The following is a 16,233-nucleotide window of genomic DNA, read 5'->3' as shown; positions in this document are numbered from 1 at the left end:
GGCGGTTCAACAACCCGCCTATTCCGCCGGCGCGGCCAGCGGGCGCGGCTCGCGCCGTCGGCGCAGGCGGTCGATCAGCAGGTAGATCACGGGCGTGGTGTAGAGCGTCAGGATCTGCGACACGAACAGCCCACCGATGATGGTGATGCCAAGAGGTCGGCGGAGCTCCGTGCCGGGCCCGGTCGCGACCACCAGTGGAATGCCGGCGAACAGCGCCGCCATCGTCGTCATCAGGATCGGCCGGAAGCGCGCCTGGCAGGCCTCGAAGATCGCCTCCGCCGAAGACAGGCCGCGCTGGCGCTCGGCATCGAGCGCGAAATCCACCATCATGATGCCGTTCTTCTTGACGATGCCGATCAACAGGATGATGCCGACGAAGGCGATCACCGTCAGTGGCGTGTTGGTGAGCTGCAAGGCCAGCAGCGCGCCCAGACCCGCCGAGGGCAGCGTCGAGATGATCGTGAGCGGATGGGCGAGGCTCTCATAGAGCACGCCGAGCACGATATACATCGCCACCAGCGCGCCGAGGATCAGGAGCGGCTGGCGGCCGCTGGTCTTGGCGAAATCCCCGGCATTGCCGTCAAAGCTGCCGCGGATGCCTTCCGGCATGTGCAGCTCCTCGACCGCGCGCTGGATGTTCTGCGTTGCGGCCTGGATCTGCACGTCCGGCAACAGATTGAACGACACGGTGGTCGATGGGAACGATTGCGAATGATAGACCGCGAGCGCGGCCAGCCCGCGCGTCGCATGCACCACGGCCGACAGCGGCACCTGCGCGTCGCCCGCGCCGGCGACATAGATGCGTTCGAGATTGGACGGGTCGACCTGGAATTTCGGGTCGATCTCCAGCACGGTCATGTACTGGTTGCGCTGGGTGTAAATGATCCCGATCTGCCGCTGCGAGAACGCGTTGTTGAGCGCGTTGTCGATATCCTGGACGCGGACGCCGAGCGCCGAGGCCTTCTGGCGGTCGATCGACAAGGTCAGTTGAAGCCCGCCGGGATCGCGGTCGCTGGAGATGTCGGTGATGCCCTCGACGCTCTCCATGCGCTTGGCCACGATCGGCGCCCACTTTTGGAGCAACCCGAGATCGGTGCTGGTCAGCGTGTACTGGTAGTCGGAATCGCTCTGCCGTCCGCCGGCGCGCACGTCCTGGGCGGCGAACATGAACAGGCGGATGCCGGGCACCGGGTATAACGCTCGCCTGAGACGGTCGATCACCACCTGGGTCGAGACGTGGTCGCGCTCCTCCGGCGGCTTCAGGCTGATGAACATGGTGCCGCGATTGGAGGTCGCGCCGCCCGGTCCGCCGCCGCTGCCGACGGTGGAGCCGATGCCGGCCACGGCAGGATCCTGCATTACGATGTCGGCGAGCCGCTGCTGCAGGCTCAACATCGACTGAAACGAGATGTCGGCCGAGGCGCGCGTCGCCCCGATAACGAAGCCGGAATCGTCGGTCGGGAAATAGCCCTTGGGAATCTTGATGTAGAGCGTCACCGTCAACGCGATGGTGGCGAAGAACACCAGCAGCGTCAGCAGCGGATATTCCAGCACGGTGCGCAAGGTGCGGGTGTAGAAAGCGACGATGCGCGACAGCGAGCCCTCGATGATCCGGTCGAACAGGGTCGCCGTGCCGGACGTGGTCTGCCGGATGTAGTGCGCGCAGATCATCGGCGTCACCGTGAGCGACACCAGGGTCGAGACCAGGATCGCGAAGGTCAGCGTCAGCGAGAACTCGCGCAGCAGCCGGCCGACGATGCCGTCCATGAAGATCAGCGGCGTGAACGCCGCGATCAGCGACAGGCTGATCGACACCACGGTGAAGCCGATCTGCCGGGCGCCGTCCAATGCCGCCTGGAGCGGCCGCATGCCGTGCTCGAGATTGCGGTACATGTTCTCGATCATGACGATGGCGTCATCGACCACGAAGCCGACGGAGATCGCCAGCGCCATCAGCGACAGATTGTCGATCGAGAAGCCCGCGACCCACATGCCGGCGCAGGTCCCGGCCAGCGCCAGCGGCACGGAGATTCCGGCCGCGATCGTCGGCGTGAGCCGCCGCAGGAATACGAACACGACGACCATCACGAGAATGGCCGTCGCGAACAAGGTCCACTGCATGTCGAGCACGCTGGCGCGAATCGTGCTGGTGCGGTCGACCAAGGTGGAGATATCGACGCCGGCCGGAATCCACTGCTTCAGCGCGGGGATCAACGCCTTCACCCGGTCGACGGTGTCGATGACATTGGCATCGCCCTGCTTGGTGATCTGGATCAGCACCGCCGGCTGCTTGTTGAACCAGGCGATGGAACGGGCGTTGCGGACGGAGTCCTCGATGTCGGCGACGTCGGCCAGCCGGACGAAATTGCCGTTCGAGCTCTTGATGACGATGTCGCGGAACTCTTTCGCGGTCCGCATCTGCCTGTTGAGCGACAGCGTTTCACTCTGGCGCTCGCCGTTGAAGATGCCGACCGGACCGAGCGGGTTGGCGTTGATGATCGCAGTCCGCACGTCGTCGGTGGCGATGCCGGCGTTCGACAGCGCAACGGGATTGAGCTGCACCCGCACCGCCGGCTGATCGGCGCCGGACACCGTGACGTCGCCGACGCCCGGCACCTGCGAGATGCGCTGCGCCAAAACCGTATCGGCGACGTCGTAGATTGCGCTTGCGGACAGCGTCTTCGAGGTCAGCGCCAGCACGAACACGGGAGCGCCGGCAGTGTTGGCCTTGCGGAAGCGCGGCAGCGTCGGCAAATCGCTGGGCAGGTCGACCAGCGACGCGTTGATCGCCGCCTGCACGTCACGTGCGGCCTTGTCGATGTTGCGGCCGATGTCGAACTGGAGCTGGATGTTGGTCGTGCCGAGCGACGAGGTGGAGGTGATCTGGTTGATGCCCGCGATCTCGCCGAGCCGCCGCTCCAATGGCGAGGCGACCGTCGCGGCCATCACGGACGGGTCGGCGCCGGGACGGCTGGCGGAAACGAAGATGGCGGGGAAATCGACGTTCGGAACCGAGGCGACCGGGAGGAACTCGTAGGCCACGATACCCAGCAGGAACAACCCGATCGACAGCAGCGTGGTCGCGACCGGGCGGCGGATGAAGGGCTCCGAGATCGATGCCATCACTGCATCCCCTCGGTCGCGCCCGCGACGGGCGGCCCGCCGGACTCCGCCGGCGGCAGCGCCTGCTCGAGGCGGCGGTTGATGCGGTCGAGTGCGAGATAGATCACCGGCGTGGTGTAGAGCGTGAGCAATTGGCTGAGCAGCAGGCCGCCGATGATGGAGATGCCGAGCGGAAAGCGCAGCTCGGCGCCGGTGCCGCTCTCGATCGCCAGCGGCAGCGCTCCGAACAGCGCGGCCAGCGTCGTCATCATGATCGGGCGGAAGCGCAAGAGGCAGGCCTGCACGATCGCCTCATGCGCCGGCATCCCCTGCCCGCGCTCGGCCTCGAGCGCGAAATCGATCATCATGATCGCGTTCTTCTTGACGATGCCCATCAACAGGATGATGCCGATCAACCCGATCACCGAGAGATCCTGCCCGCACAGCATCAGCGCCAGGATCGCGCCGACGCCGGCCGAGGGCAGCGTCGAGAGGATCGTGATCGGGTGGATGTAGCTCTCGTAGAGCACGCCGAGCACGATGTAGATCGTGATGACGGCGGCGAGCAGCAGCCAAGGCTGGCCCGCCAACGCCTTGGCGAATTCGGCGGCGTCGCCGGCATAGACGCCGACGATGCTGTTGGGCATCTCGATCCGGGTCTCGATGGTCTTCACGGCCTCGACGGCGTCGCCGAGCGCCGCGCCCGGGGCGAGATTGAAGCTGAGCGAGATCGACGGGAATTGCGCCTGGTGCGAAATCGCGAGCGGCGCGGTGGTGCGGGTCAGCGTCGCCACGGCGGAGAGCGGCACCTGTGCGTTGGGTGCGCCGGCAGTCGCGCTCGCCGCGCCCGGCAGATAGAGCTTCGACAGGATCGAGGGATCGCGCTGGTACATCGGCAGCGCTTCCAGCACCACGCGGTACTGGTTGGCCTGGCCGTAGATGGTCGAGATCTGCCGCTGCGCGAAGGCGTCGTTGAGCGTGTCGGTGATGCCCTGGAGGCTGACGCCGAGCTGGCCGGCGCGGGTGCGATCGACCGTGAGCTGCGCCCGCAGACCGCCTTCCTGGGCCTCCGAGGAGACGTCGCGGAACAGTGGATCGCGCCGCATCTCGGCAACCAGCTTGCGCGCCCATTCCGACACCAGGGCAGCGTCGGTGCCGGTCAGCGTGTACTGGTATTGCGAGCGGCTCGACTGGGTCGAGATCTGCACGTCCTGCACCGGCTGGAAATAGACGGTCATGCCGGGGATGGCGGCCACTCGCTCCTTCAGCCGGGTGATGACCACGCTGACATCATCGCGCCGCTCGCCGCGAGGTTTCAGCGTCATGACAAGACGGCCAACATTGGTGGTCGGATTGACCGAGCCTGCACCAATCACCGAGACCACGCCTGTCACATCGGGGTCGGCCTTGATGGCGTCGGCCGCCGCGGCCTGCCGCTTCTGCATCTCCGCGAAGGACACGTCCGGACCGGCTTCCGTCACCGCCGTGATCGAGGCGGTGTCCTGCAGCGGCAGGAAGCCCTTTGGCGCGACGACATAGAGCGCCAGGGTCGCAATCAGCGTGGCGAAGGTCACGACCAGCGTCGCGCGCTGGCGCTCCAGCACCCAGAGCAGCGTGCGGTGATAGAATTCGACGGTGCGGTCGATGAAGCGGCTGACCGCGGCAAGACCCGGCACTGCCAGCTCTTCATGGGCATGCTTCAGCAGGCGCGAGCACATCATCGGCGTCAGCGTCAGCGAGACGACGGCCGAAGTCACGACCGCGATCGTCAGCGTCAGCGCGAATTCGCGGAACATGCGGCCGACAAGGCCCGACATGAACAGCAGCGGGATGAACACCGCGATCAGCGACACCGTCAGCGAGATCACGGTGAAGCCGATCTCGCTGGCGCCCTTTAGCGAAGCCTCCATCGCGCTATCGCCGTTTTCCATGTGGCGGACGATGTTCTCGATCATGACGATGGCGTCGTCGACGACGAAGCCGGTGCCGATGGTGAGCGCCATCAGCGATAGATTGTCGAGGCTGAAGCCGGCGAAATACATGATGCCGAAGCTGGTGATCAGCGACAGCGGCAGCGCCACGCCGGCGATCAGCGTGGCCCGCAGCGAACGCAGGAACAGCAGCACCACCAGCGTCACCAGCACGACGCTCAGGATCAGCGTGAACTGCACGTCGCGGACCGAGGCACGGATGGTGACGGTGCGGTCGGAGACGATGGTGAGGTTCACGCCGGCCGGAATAGCGCGTTGAACCTTTGGGATTTCCGCGCGGATCTGGCTGACGACGTCGATCACATTGGCGCCCGGCTGACGCTGGATGTCGATGATGACGGCGGGCGAGCCCTGGTACCAGCCGCCGGTGCGGTCGTTCTCGAGCCCATCGACGATCTGCGCCACGTCGGCGATGGTGACGGGGGAGCCGTTGCGGTAGGCGATGATGACGGGCTTGTAGGCGTCGGCGGCGGCGATCTGGTCGTTGGCGGCGATGATGTAGGATTGCTGCGCGCCGTCGAGCGAGCCTTTCGGCCCGGAGACGTTGGCATTGGCGATCGCGGTGCGCAGGTCTTCCATGGCGATGCCATAGGCGGCCAGCCGCGCGAGATCCGCCTGGATGCGGACGGCTGGCTTCAGTCCGCCGAGCACAGAGACGCGCCCGACGCCGGAAATCTGGCTCAGCCGCTGCGCCAGAAGCGTGTCGGCGATGTCGCTCATCGCCCGCAACGAGATCGTGTCGGAGCGCAGCGCCAAAGTCATCACCGGCGCATCTGCCGGGTTCACCTTGGCGTAGGTCGGCGGATAAGGCAGCGTCTTGGGCAGCACGCCGGCCGCGGCGTTGATCGCGGCCTGGACGTCCTGGGTCGCGCCGTCGATATCGCGGTTGAGATCGAACTGGAGCGAGATCTGGCTGACGCCGAACGAGCTCGTCGAGTTCATCGCCGACAGCGACGGGATCTGGCCGAGTTGCCGCTCCAGCGGCGCGGTGATCAGCGAGGCGATCACGTCGGGGCTCGCGCCGGGCAATTGCGTCGTCACCTGCACGGTCGGGAAATCGACCTGCGGCAGCGCGGACACCGGCAGCGCGAAATAGCCGAGCAGCCCGCCGATCAGAAGCGCGATGCCGAGCAACGAGGTCGCGATCGGCCGTCGGATGAAGGGTTCGGAGACGCCCATGGGATGCGCCTGCCGCTCAGGCGGCTGTTGTCGGGATCATGGCTGCTTGGCTCCACTTCCCGATGCACCCGGACTTGACGGAGGCCCTGGTGCCGGTCCGGTCTGGCCCTTCTGGTCGCCTTCGCTGCTCTTGCGCTTGGCGCGGAACTCGCCGTCCTTGTCTTGTCCGTCCTTCTGGCCGTCTTTTGCGCCGTCCTTCTTCTGACCATCCGGCCCGCGCGAGCGCTTGCGCGGCGCCAGATCGGCCGACGGGGTCTGGTCGTCGCGCCCGATGACCACCTTGGAGCCATCGGACAGATTGGCAAAGCCGGTGGTGACGACCTTGTCGGTCGCCGACAGGCCGCTGGCGATCACGGCGTCATGCTCGTTCTGCTGCGTCACCGTCACCGGCTTGGCCGCAACCACGTTGTCCTCGCCGATGACATAGCTGAAGGTGCCGATCGGTCCGCGCTGCACGGCCGAGGTCGGCACCACCAGCGCCTGCGTCAAGGTCTCGACCTTGAGGCGGACATTGACGAACTGGCCGGGCCAGAGCTGGTAATTGGCGTTGGGGAATTCGGCCTTGAGCCTGAGCGTTCCCGTGGTCTGGTCGACCTGGTTGTCGATGCCGGTGAGCTTGCCGGTGTCGATCACGGTGAGTCCGTCATTGCCGAACACGTCGACCGCGAGCGCGCCCTTCGCCGCCGCGGCGTTGACCCGCATGATCTGCTGCTGCGGCAGGCTGAACCACACCGCGATCGGCTGCAATTGCGTGATCACCACGAGGCCGGTGGTGTCGGAGGCGTGGATGATGTTGCCTTGGTCGACCTGGCGCAGGCCGGCGCGGCCCGAGATCGGCGCCACGATCTTGGTGTAGCTCAGCGTCGCCGCCGCATTGTCGATCGCGGCCTGATCGGCCTTCACCAGCGCCTCCGTCTGCGCGACCAGCGCGCGCTGGGTGTCGGCCTGCTGCTTGGATCCGGCATTGGAGGCAGCTAACTGCTCGTAGCGCGTGAGGTCGATACGCTGGTTGGCGAGCTGGGCCTGGTCCTGGGCCTTCTTCGCGACGGCCTGATCGTACGTCGCCTGATAGAGCGCCGGGTCGATCTCGCCGACCACATCGCCTTTCTTGACGTCCTGTCCCTCGGTGAAATTCACCGCGATCAGCTTGCCGTCGACCTGTGAGCGGACGGTCACGGTGTTGAGTGCGCGGATCGCACCGACGCCGTCGAGATAAACGGGAACGTCCTGGATGCGCGGCGTCGCCGCCAGCACCGGGACCGGGAGATCGGGTCGTTGATTGCGACCGTTCGCCTGCTGCGGCTGCTGATGCCAAGTGGTCCAGCCGTAGTAGCCGAGCCCGCCGAGGATCGCCAGCGTGATCAGGGTCATGATGAAGCCGCGCCCGCGCGACTTCTTCGCCGTACCCTCCTTCGCGCCTTGCTTCGTATCCGGCTTAAAGAGCATTGACCGGTTTCTCCATCCTCGGCTCCCAGCCGCCGCCGAGCGCCTGATACAGGCTGACGATAGCAAGAAGGCGGGCAAGTTGCGCCTGCGACAGCGCGTCTTCCGCCTGGAACAGGGTCAGTTGCGTGTTGAGCACGGTGACGATGTCGGCGGTGCCGGCGCGCAATTGCTGTTCGGAGAGATCGAATGCGCGGCGGGAGGCGTTGAGGACATCGCGCTGCAATTGCAGCCTGATCGTGGTCTGCTTGATCGAGAACAGCGCATTGTCGACATCGGCGAACGATTGGATGATGGTCTTGCGGTAGGTCTGGAGCAGTTCGTCCTGCCGCGCCTTGGCAAACTCGAAATTGCCGAGGATCTTGCCACCGTCGAAGATCGGCTGCGTCGCGCTGCCGACGAGCTGGAAGAAGGCCGCATGCGGCTGGAATAGCGAGACCAGGGCTGAGCTCTGATAGCCGCCATTGCCGGTGAGCTGGATGGTCGGAAAGAACTGCGCGCGGGCATTGCCGACGTTCGCGGTGGCGGAGGCGAGCTGGGCCTCCTGCCGGCGAATGTCGGGGCGCTGCGTCAAGAGCTCCGACGGCAGGCCGGGCGTCACGCGGGGAATCGCGATCCGGTTCAGCGAGCCCCCGAGCACGCGCACGCTCTCCGGCGGCCGCGACACCAGGACTGCAAGCGCATTGACGTTCTGGTCGAGCGTCTGGCGCAGCGGCGGCACCAGTGCCTTCTGGTTTGCGAGCACGCTCTCCTGCTGGGCGACGTCGAGATCGGTGCCGGTGCCGGCCTTGCGCCGTTCCCTGACGGCATCGAGGATGCGCTGCGCGCTCGCGATGTTGCGCTGTGACGTCCGGATGCGATCCTGCGAGGCCAGCACCTGGAAGTAAGCGTTAGCGACGCCTGCGAGCGTGGTCAGCGCAACGACGTCGCGATCGAAGCGGTTGGCATTTGCCGTCTCTTCCGCCGTTTGCAGGGCGTCCCGGTTCTGGCCCCAGAAATCGAGCTGGTAGCTTGCGCTCAGCGAAGCCTGGTAGTTGACGACCTCACGGCCGCCATTGGTGAGCCCCGAGGCGGAGGAGCCGGAGGTGCGCGAATAGGCCTCCTGCCCGGTGCCGGAAAGGCTCGGCAGCAGCGCCGCACCCGCCTGCCGCGCCTGGGCGTCGGCCTGGACGATGCGCGAAACGGCGGCGGCAATGTCGAGGTTGACGGTCTGCGCCTCTTCCATCAGCTGTGTCAGCTCCGCCGAGCGGAAGCTGCGCCACCAATCCAGCGACGGCGGGGCATCCGCCTTGCCCGCGTATTTGTACTGCGTGGGAACGTCGAGCGTGGGATCAGGAAGATCCTGTGTCAGCACGCACGCGCCCGAACCGGCGGCGAGGCCAGCGACCGCAAGCCAGCGCGCCGCACGTCGCGTCCGGGACGCGGAACCTCGGGACCGCGGCACCGCGATGGCAGGATCATCCTGTGTCACATCCACCCCCCGCCGGGCAGATCGAGCCGCCGCCGCGAAGCCGGATTAACCGATTCGCGGCTGGACAGTCGGCGGGCGTTGGATAACTCGTTCACAGCGATGGTGCTTTCTACGGAACCGGACACCCATACTAGCCGGGTGCGGAACAGCGGGACAGTCCCGCAGTTGCGAGATGGCCGCCAGAGTGGGACGATCCCCAAGGCGAACAAATTGCAAAAGATCACTGTCCTGCAGTGCGTTCTTGAATCTCGAAGCCGCTCCGGAGTGCATTCAAGCTTACCAACATTTCATGTGATATTGCCGCCACACCAACGCCAGTGGCTTTAATTCGTCCGTACCGCTCGCGATCCGGCTTCAGGGCTGGTCGCGAAGCCGGCCGCGCCGGTCCACGAGGTCGTTTAGCGTCGAAAATAAACCGGCATTCGTCGTGCCGATATGTCTGCCGGCTTCTGCAGGCTATCCATGCGCGTCGTTATCGACGCGTCCCGCCCAAAGGCGATGAATTGTCGCGAGTGCGCTGACGACGGCCGTAATCTTCCATGTTTTGGCAGAGTCCGACCCGATCTTCCTCTGTTGTCGGCGCCGCGTAGCCCAGCATCATCGGCCATCGTCCCTCGCAAGAATTTCACTGCTTCGACGGGCACTTCCGCCGGTTTCGCCGCAGCGCAAAAGCCTTCCCCTTTGGCCTCCCAAGCACTAGGTTCTGGCCAGCCTGATCAACCCCTTTGCCAGTGATTTGCCCAGACATGACCATCAACAACGACGTTGTCGAAGCCATCGGCAACACCCCGCTGATCAAGCTTAAGCGCGCTTCCGAACTGACCGGCTGCACCATCCTGGGCAAGGCCGAGTTCATGAATCCCGGCCAGTCGGTGAAGGATCGCGCCGGCAAATGGATGATCCTGGAGGCCGAGAAGCGCGGCGAGCTCAAGCCCGGCGGTCTCGTCGTGGAATCGACCGCCGGCAATACCGGCATCGGCCTTGCGGTCGTGGCCAGCGCGCGCGGTTACCGCACGCTGATCGTGATCCCGGAGACGCAGAGCCAGGAGAAGAAGGATTTCCTGAAGCTGTGCGGCGCCGAGCTGCTGGAATCACCGGCACTGCCCTATTCCAATCCGAACAACTACCAGCATGTCGGCCGCCGTCTTGCTGACGAGCTGCGCAAGACCGAGCCGAACGGCGTGCTGTTCGCCGACCAGTGGAACAACCTCGACAATGCGAAGGCGCATTACGAGTCCACAGGTCCCGAGATCTGGGAGCAGACCGGCGGCAAGATCGACGGTTTCGTCTGCTCGGTCGGCAGCGGCGGCACGCTCGCCGGCACCAGCCGCTTCCTGAAAGAGAAGAGCAAAGATGTCAGGATCGCCTGCGCCGACCCGCACGGCGCCGGCATGTATGAATATTTCAGAACGGGCGATGCCAAGGCGACGCCGGGCGGCTCGATCACCGAGGGCATCGGCCTCAACCGCGCGACCGCAATCGTCGAGAGCGCAAAGGTCGATGACGCTTATCTCATTCCCGATGCGGAAGCAGTTACGGTGATCTACGAACTGCTCCAGCACGAAGGCTTGTGCCTCGGCGGCTCGACCGGCATCAACGTTGCCGGCGCGATGCGTCTCGCAAAACAGCTCGGGCCCGGCAAGACGATCGTCACCGTGCTCTGCGATTCTGGCAGCCGTTACCAGTCGAAGCTGTTCAACGCCGACTTCATGCGCGCCAAGAGCCTTCCGGTGCCTGAATGGCTGGAGAAGCGCAGCAACATCAAGCTGCCGTTCGTCTAGCCCCAAGTCGGCCGCGACGATCCCTGCGACACCCGCGCGAGGCGCTCGTTCGATAGCGAAGGCTTGTTCGCGCGCGTGCGCGGCGGGAGGGGAGCGCCGTAGGAGCCTTCGCTGTCGCCGCTCGGCCAGAACATGAGCGCGAGCATCAGCGCGAGGTTGACGAGCGCGCCGATCGCCGTTGCCTGGTGCTCCTGCCCAATTGCCCAGGCCGGAAACCGGCCCGCGACGACATGGTCGACGATCATGAGCGCGAACCAGGCAGGCACCACGCAGACCGGATCCCAGCCGATGTCGCGGATGCGCATCGATTGCAGCGTGACGGTCGCAACTCCGAAGAACACGATTGCGACCATCATCGCCCAGCTCTTGGTGAGGTCTTCGGGTCGGATCGCGCCGGGCGAGGTGTTGTTCAGCACGGCCATTGCGATTGCAAAGCAGATCGCCGTCATCACGATCGCAAGCGCGACCGTCGCGAGGAAGAAATGCAATCGCCCGAGCCGGGCGTTCAAGCCGAAGACGAAACCGAGCATTAGCGCACCCTTTTTGGCGCCACATGCCCAGAGATAGCTTTCGGAGCCATGAACCTGCACGGTCGCGCAGCGCCGCATGGTTTCCGGAGGACTAAGGTGGCCGGCGCGATTCGAGGCTTCGCTCCACCCGGCACGGTCAGGCGCCCTCGCCGCCTTCCGAGGCCGCAGCACAATAGTTGCGCCAGAACTGGCGGTAACCCGCCTCGACCCTGGCCGTGTAGATTTCGACATTGCCGGCAGGCGAAGCCGCGATCCGAGCCGGCAAGTCCGCGCGCAGCTTCGCCAGATGCGCCGGCTGTGCCGCATATTTGGATGCGATCGCGGCATAGCCCTCGTCATTATCGGCGACCCAGTCATTGAGACCGACCGCAGCCACGATCGACCCGCCGGCGCGCGACGATGCACCGTTGCCGAGCTTGGCTACGACCGGCACGCCCGCATAGAGCGATTCCCAGGTGCTGACGCCGCCGTTTTGCGGGAACGTGTCGAGCGATATGTCGATGTTCGCAAACGCCAGCAGGTGCTCGTGGCGCGGCGACGAGCCCAGGCAGGTGACATTCTCCTCGGCAACGCCCTGTGCCACGAACCGCGCGACCAAATTGTCGCGCAGCATGGGATCGTCAAGCAGGGTATGCTTGATGATGATCTTCGAACCCGTCACCTCGCGCATCACTTTCGACCACACCCGGATGGCCTCGTCCGAGATCTTGTAGATGCGGTTGAACACGCCGAAGGTCACATGGCCGTTGCGGAGCATGGGCGGCTCCGATGCAGGTAGATCCAAAATGGGATCGATCGTGATCAGGCACGGCAGGTCGTAGACCTTTTCAGCCAGCAGATGGCGCGCCGATTGCGGAATGAAGACCGGATCCGCGAGCACGTAGTCCATAGTCTGAAGGCCCGTGCCCGTGGCGTGACCAAACCCCGAGACCTGGATCGGGGCCGGCTTGCGGGCGAAGACATGGAGCCTGTTGCCGGTCGTGTGCCCGGACACGTCGATCAGGATATCGACCTTGTCAGCCTGAATGCGATCGGCCAGTTCGTCGTCCGACATCTGCCAGGCGTCGACCCAGACGTCCGCCGAGGATCTGAATGCGGCGGTGATCTCATCTCTTACCGGCGAGCACGAATAGCAGACGATCTCGAACCTGGCGTGGTCATGGTGGCGCAGCACTGGCAACAGAGCGAACGCTGCCGAGTGATGCCAAAATTCGGCAGCAACATAGCCGACCACGATCCGCTTGTCGGGATCAAGCTGCCGGGGGGCAAGAATCCTTCGCGGCAACTTCGAGCCGATCGCGTCCCACCACTGCTTTCGTGCGGCCTGCTGAACCGCGAAATCGGCGTCGGAAAGATAGTCGAGAAAGAAGATCTTCCGGCCGATCAAGGACGCATCCGGTACAATGGCCAGCGCCGCATCGAGTAGCTCGATCGCCGATGCGATCTCGCCCTGGTTGGCAAAACAAGCGCTCAGCAGCGCCATCGCGATCGCGGAGCGTGGATATTCCTCCAGCAACGTGGTGCACGCCAGAATCGCTTGCGCCGTGTTTCCCATGGCAAGCGCGACTTGTGCCTTCCCCTGCAGGGCCACCTCGAGCTTGGGCGCAAGCGCAAGGGCCGCATCAAAGTCCGCCGCCGCCTGTTCCAGGCTCGACGCCTCAAGATTGAGCCGTCCACGATTCGCCAAGATCTTCGCCGAACCCGGCCTGATCGCGAGCGCCGCCTCCAGCGCGCCCTTGGCCTCGTCGAAGTTTTTGAGCTCGATATTGACCAAACCTTTGCCGACGAGCGCCTCCACGTTTCGCGGCTGAAACAACAGTGCGCGCTCGAAGCTCTGTTTGGCGCGATCAAGCTGGCGCAGCGCAAGCTCTGCCAGGCCGCGATTGCAGAGCGCATCGGCATGATCGGGCTTCAGCCCGATCGCGCGATCGTACGATTCGATAGCCTGCTCGACGCGGTTGAGATGCAACAAGGTATTGCCGAGGTTGGCCAAGGCCATGGGGAAGCTCGGCTTCAACGCGATGGCCCTCTCCAAGGACGTACGCGCTTCCTCATACTCCCCAAGCGCGAAATGCGTGGCTCCCAAATCGGAAAATGCCTGTGCCGAGCGTGGGTCGACCGTCACGGCATATTTGAGCGCCTGTTTCGCTGCCTCGAAGTGTCGGCTCGCGAATGCGCCCAAGCCAAGCAGGTGCAAGGCGCCGAAATGCTCCGGAAGTTCATTGAGGATCTGGCGGCAGAGCGCCTCGGTCTCCGCATACCGGCCCTGGCCATAGGCCGTATCCGCGGTCGAAATGATCGCGTCCGCCTGCTTTTTCAATTTCTTCTGCAACCGCGCGTTCTGGAACGCGCGTGCGCCGGCGCCGCTGCTCTGCAAGGATTCTCTCCGGAGGATGCCCGGGAGGATTCTAGCTGATTCGCGGCCAAGGCCGTCCGGTTTAGGCGGCCCGGCAATCTCCGGAAGATGCCGGTGCTCAACGCAGGCCTCGCCTACGCAACGCCGCCGTCACTCGAGGTGGCGGCACAATAGTCGCGCCAGAACTTTCGGTAACCCACCTCGAGCTCGCGCGTGTAGGTCTCGACATTGCCCGCGGGCGAAACCGCGATCCGAGCCGGCAAATCCGCGCGCAATCTCGCCAGATACTCGGGCTGTGACGCAAATTTGCGGGCGATCTCGACATAGCCATCGTCATCTTCCGCGACCCAGTCGCCGAGGCCGACGGCGGTCACGATGGAGGCGCCAGCACGCGAGGAGGCACCGTTGCCGAGCTTGGCAACGACGGGAACGCCCTTGTAGAGAGATTCCCAGGTGCTGATGCCGCCATTTTGCGGGAACGTGTCGAAGGAAATATCGACTTGGGCGAAAGCCGCCAGATGGTCGTCGCGCGAGGTGGTGCCGAGGCAGGTGAGGCTCTCTTCGACAACACCCTGCGCCAGGAAACGCGCGATCAGGCTATCGCGCAGCAGCGGATCATCGAGCAGACCATGCTTGAGGATGATCTTCGATCCCGGCAGCTCCCGCATGATGCGCGACCAAACACGGATCGCATCATCCGAGATTTTGTAAATGCGGTTGAACACACCGAAAGTGACGTAGCCGTTGCGGAGCATCGGCAGCTCTGAGGGCTGCAGATCCGAGACTGGTTCAATCGTGATCAGGCACGGCAGATCGTAGATTTTCTCGGCAAACAGATGCCGAACCGACGGCGGAATGAAAATGGGATCCGCGAGCACGTAGTCCATGGTCGGCATGCCCGTGCCTGTCGCGTGTCCGAAGCCAGTGGCCTGGATCGGGGCCGGCTTCCGAGCGAAAGTCAGCAGCCTGTTTCCGGTCGTGTGCCCCGAAACGTCGATCAGGATGTCGACATTGTCCGCCTGGATACGATCGGCGAGCTCGTCATCCGAAAGCCCCCAGGCTTCGACCCAGACGTCCGCCAACGATTTGAACATGGCGGTGTACTCGTCCCCGCCCGGCCAGGAATAGTAGCAGATGATTTCGAATTTGGTGTGATCGTGATGGCGCAGCACCGGCAGCAGCGTGAGCCCCGCGGAGTGCTGCCGGAATTCGGCAGCGACATAGCCGACCACGATCCGCTTCTCCGGATCCAGCGGCCGCTTCGGCAGCTCCCTTCGCGGCTGTTTGGAGCCGATCTGGTCCCACCAGGATTTTCGCACCGCCTGCTGGACCACGAAATCGGCCTCGGCGCGGTAGTCCTCCAGGAAGATCTTTCCTCTGATCGCATCCCCATAATCCGGCCGGAGCGCCAGCGCACGATCGAGATATTCGATCGCGGCGTCCATGTCCCCCTGGTTCGAATACGAGAAGCCCATCAGCGCCAACCCCATCTCGGAGCGCGGATTTTGCTCGATCAGGGCCGCTGCGGCCGCCATCGCCTGCGCGGTCTTTCCCATGACGAGGCAGGTCTGGGCCTTGCCGCGCAGAGCCAGCTCGAGCTTGGGCGAGATCGCAAGCGCCGCCTCGAAATCCGCAAGCGCGGGCTCCAGGCGCTGCAACTCGTAACTGAGCCGCCCGCGTTGGGCTACGATCCTCGGCGAGCCGGGCTTGATCGCGAGCGCCATGGCAAACTTGGCGGCCGCCTCGTCGTGGTGCCGCAGCTCCATGGCGACCATGCCGCTGCCGACGATGGCCTCGGCGTGACGGGGCTGAAACAGCAGGGCCCTGTCGAAGCTTTCCTTGGCGCGCATGATCTGTCCAAGCACAACTTCGACCATGCCGCGATTGCAGAATGCATCGGCATAATCCGGCTTGATCTTGATGGCGCGCTCATGCAGCTCGAGCGCCTGTTCGTACTGCCCCAGATGCATCAGCGTGTTGCCGAGGTTGGTCAGCGCGACCGCAAAATTCGGCTTTAGCGCGATGGCCCTCTCCTGGCACCGCCGCGCCTCCTCGTAATTGCCGAGGTCGAAATGCACGGTGGCGAGGTTGTTGTGGGCATCATGCAGTCGCGGATCGAGTGCAATCACGCGCTCGAGCAGCTGTTGCGCCTCCTCCAGGCGGCGACCGTCATGCGCGCACATGCCGAGCAGGTGCATCGCGTCGACATGATCGGGCAGCGCCTTCAGGATATCCCGGCAGAGTGCTTCGGTCTCGGCATATCGACCCCGGCCATAGGCGCTAGCCGCGGCGGAGAGGACGGCGTCGGCCTGCTTCATCAATTTCTTCTGCAATCGCGCGTTCTGAAATGCGCGCGCGCCGGCGCCGCTGGTCTGCAAGG

Annotated in this window: 8 protein-coding genes; 1 reads left to right on the top strand and 7 read right to left on the bottom strand. The window is 64.7% G+C overall.

Annotated features, from left to right (window positions below; translation table 11 throughout):
• Positions 1–18: 18 nt before the first annotated feature.
• Genes IVB45_RS18155 through IVB45_RS18140 form a run of 4 tightly spaced genes read right to left on the bottom strand, consistent with a single transcriptional unit; the run spans position 19 to position 9,192 of the window.
• Positions 19–3,123, bottom strand: a complete 3,105-nt coding sequence (locus IVB45_RS18155; protein WP_247360916.1) for an efflux RND transporter permease subunit — start codon at positions 3,121–3,123, stop codon at positions 19–21.
• Positions 3,123–6,272 carry an efflux RND transporter permease subunit gene (locus IVB45_RS18150; RefSeq protein WP_027566892.1) on the bottom strand — a complete coding sequence of 1,050 codons (3,150 nt, stop codon included), beginning with the start codon at positions 6,270–6,272 and terminating at the stop codon, positions 3,123–3,125. Before IVB45_RS18150 ends, IVB45_RS18155 begins: the two co-directional genes overlap by 1 nt.
• 36 nt (positions 6,273–6,308) lie before the next feature.
• Complete coding sequence (locus tag IVB45_RS18145) at positions 6,309–7,718, bottom strand: efflux RND transporter periplasmic adaptor subunit (RefSeq protein ID WP_247360918.1); 1,410 nt, start codon at positions 7,716–7,718, stop codon at positions 6,309–6,311.
• On the bottom strand, positions 7,708–9,192 hold the full coding sequence (locus IVB45_RS18140; RefSeq protein ID WP_247360920.1) for an efflux transporter outer membrane subunit: 1,485 nt from the start codon (positions 9,190–9,192) through the stop codon (positions 7,708–7,710). Before IVB45_RS18140 ends, IVB45_RS18145 begins: the two co-directional genes overlap by 11 nt.
• A gap of 740 nt (positions 9,193–9,932) precedes the next feature.
• Between IVB45_RS18140 and IVB45_RS18135 the strand changes: the two genes are divergently transcribed.
• The gene (locus tag IVB45_RS18135) at positions 9,933–10,967 is read left to right on the top strand and encodes a cysteine synthase A (protein ID WP_027566889.1); all 1,035 of its coding nucleotides are present in this window, start codon (positions 9,933–9,935) and stop codon (positions 10,965–10,967) included.
• Here IVB45_RS18135 and IVB45_RS18130 read toward each other — a convergent pair.
• The 3 genes from IVB45_RS18130 to IVB45_RS18120 all read right to left on the bottom strand — a co-directional run bounded on the left by IVB45_RS18130 (position 10,964) and on the right by IVB45_RS18120 (position 16,231).
• Positions 10,964–11,497, bottom strand: a complete 534-nt coding sequence (locus tag IVB45_RS18130; protein ID WP_247360921.1) for a DUF805 domain-containing protein — start codon at positions 11,495–11,497, stop codon at positions 10,964–10,966. The two genes, IVB45_RS18135 and IVB45_RS18130, sit on opposite strands and share 4 nt — an antisense overlap.
• Positions 11,498–11,633: 136 nt before the next feature.
• Positions 11,634–13,874, bottom strand: a complete 2,241-nt coding sequence (locus tag IVB45_RS18125; protein WP_247360923.1) for a glycosyltransferase family 41 protein — start codon at positions 13,872–13,874, stop codon at positions 11,634–11,636.
• Positions 13,875–13,987: 113 nt separating this feature from the next.
• Positions 13,988–16,231, bottom strand: coding sequence for a tetratricopeptide repeat protein (locus IVB45_RS18120; protein ID WP_247360925.1), 2,244 nt, complete (start codon positions 16,229–16,231; stop codon positions 13,988–13,990).
• Positions 16,232–16,233 lie beyond the last annotated feature (2 nt).

Source organism: Bradyrhizobium sp. 4 (assembly GCF_023100905.1).
Taxonomy (GTDB): domain Bacteria; phylum Pseudomonadota; class Alphaproteobacteria; order Rhizobiales; family Xanthobacteraceae; genus Bradyrhizobium.
This window is presented reverse-complemented; position numbering and strand designations above follow the sequence as displayed.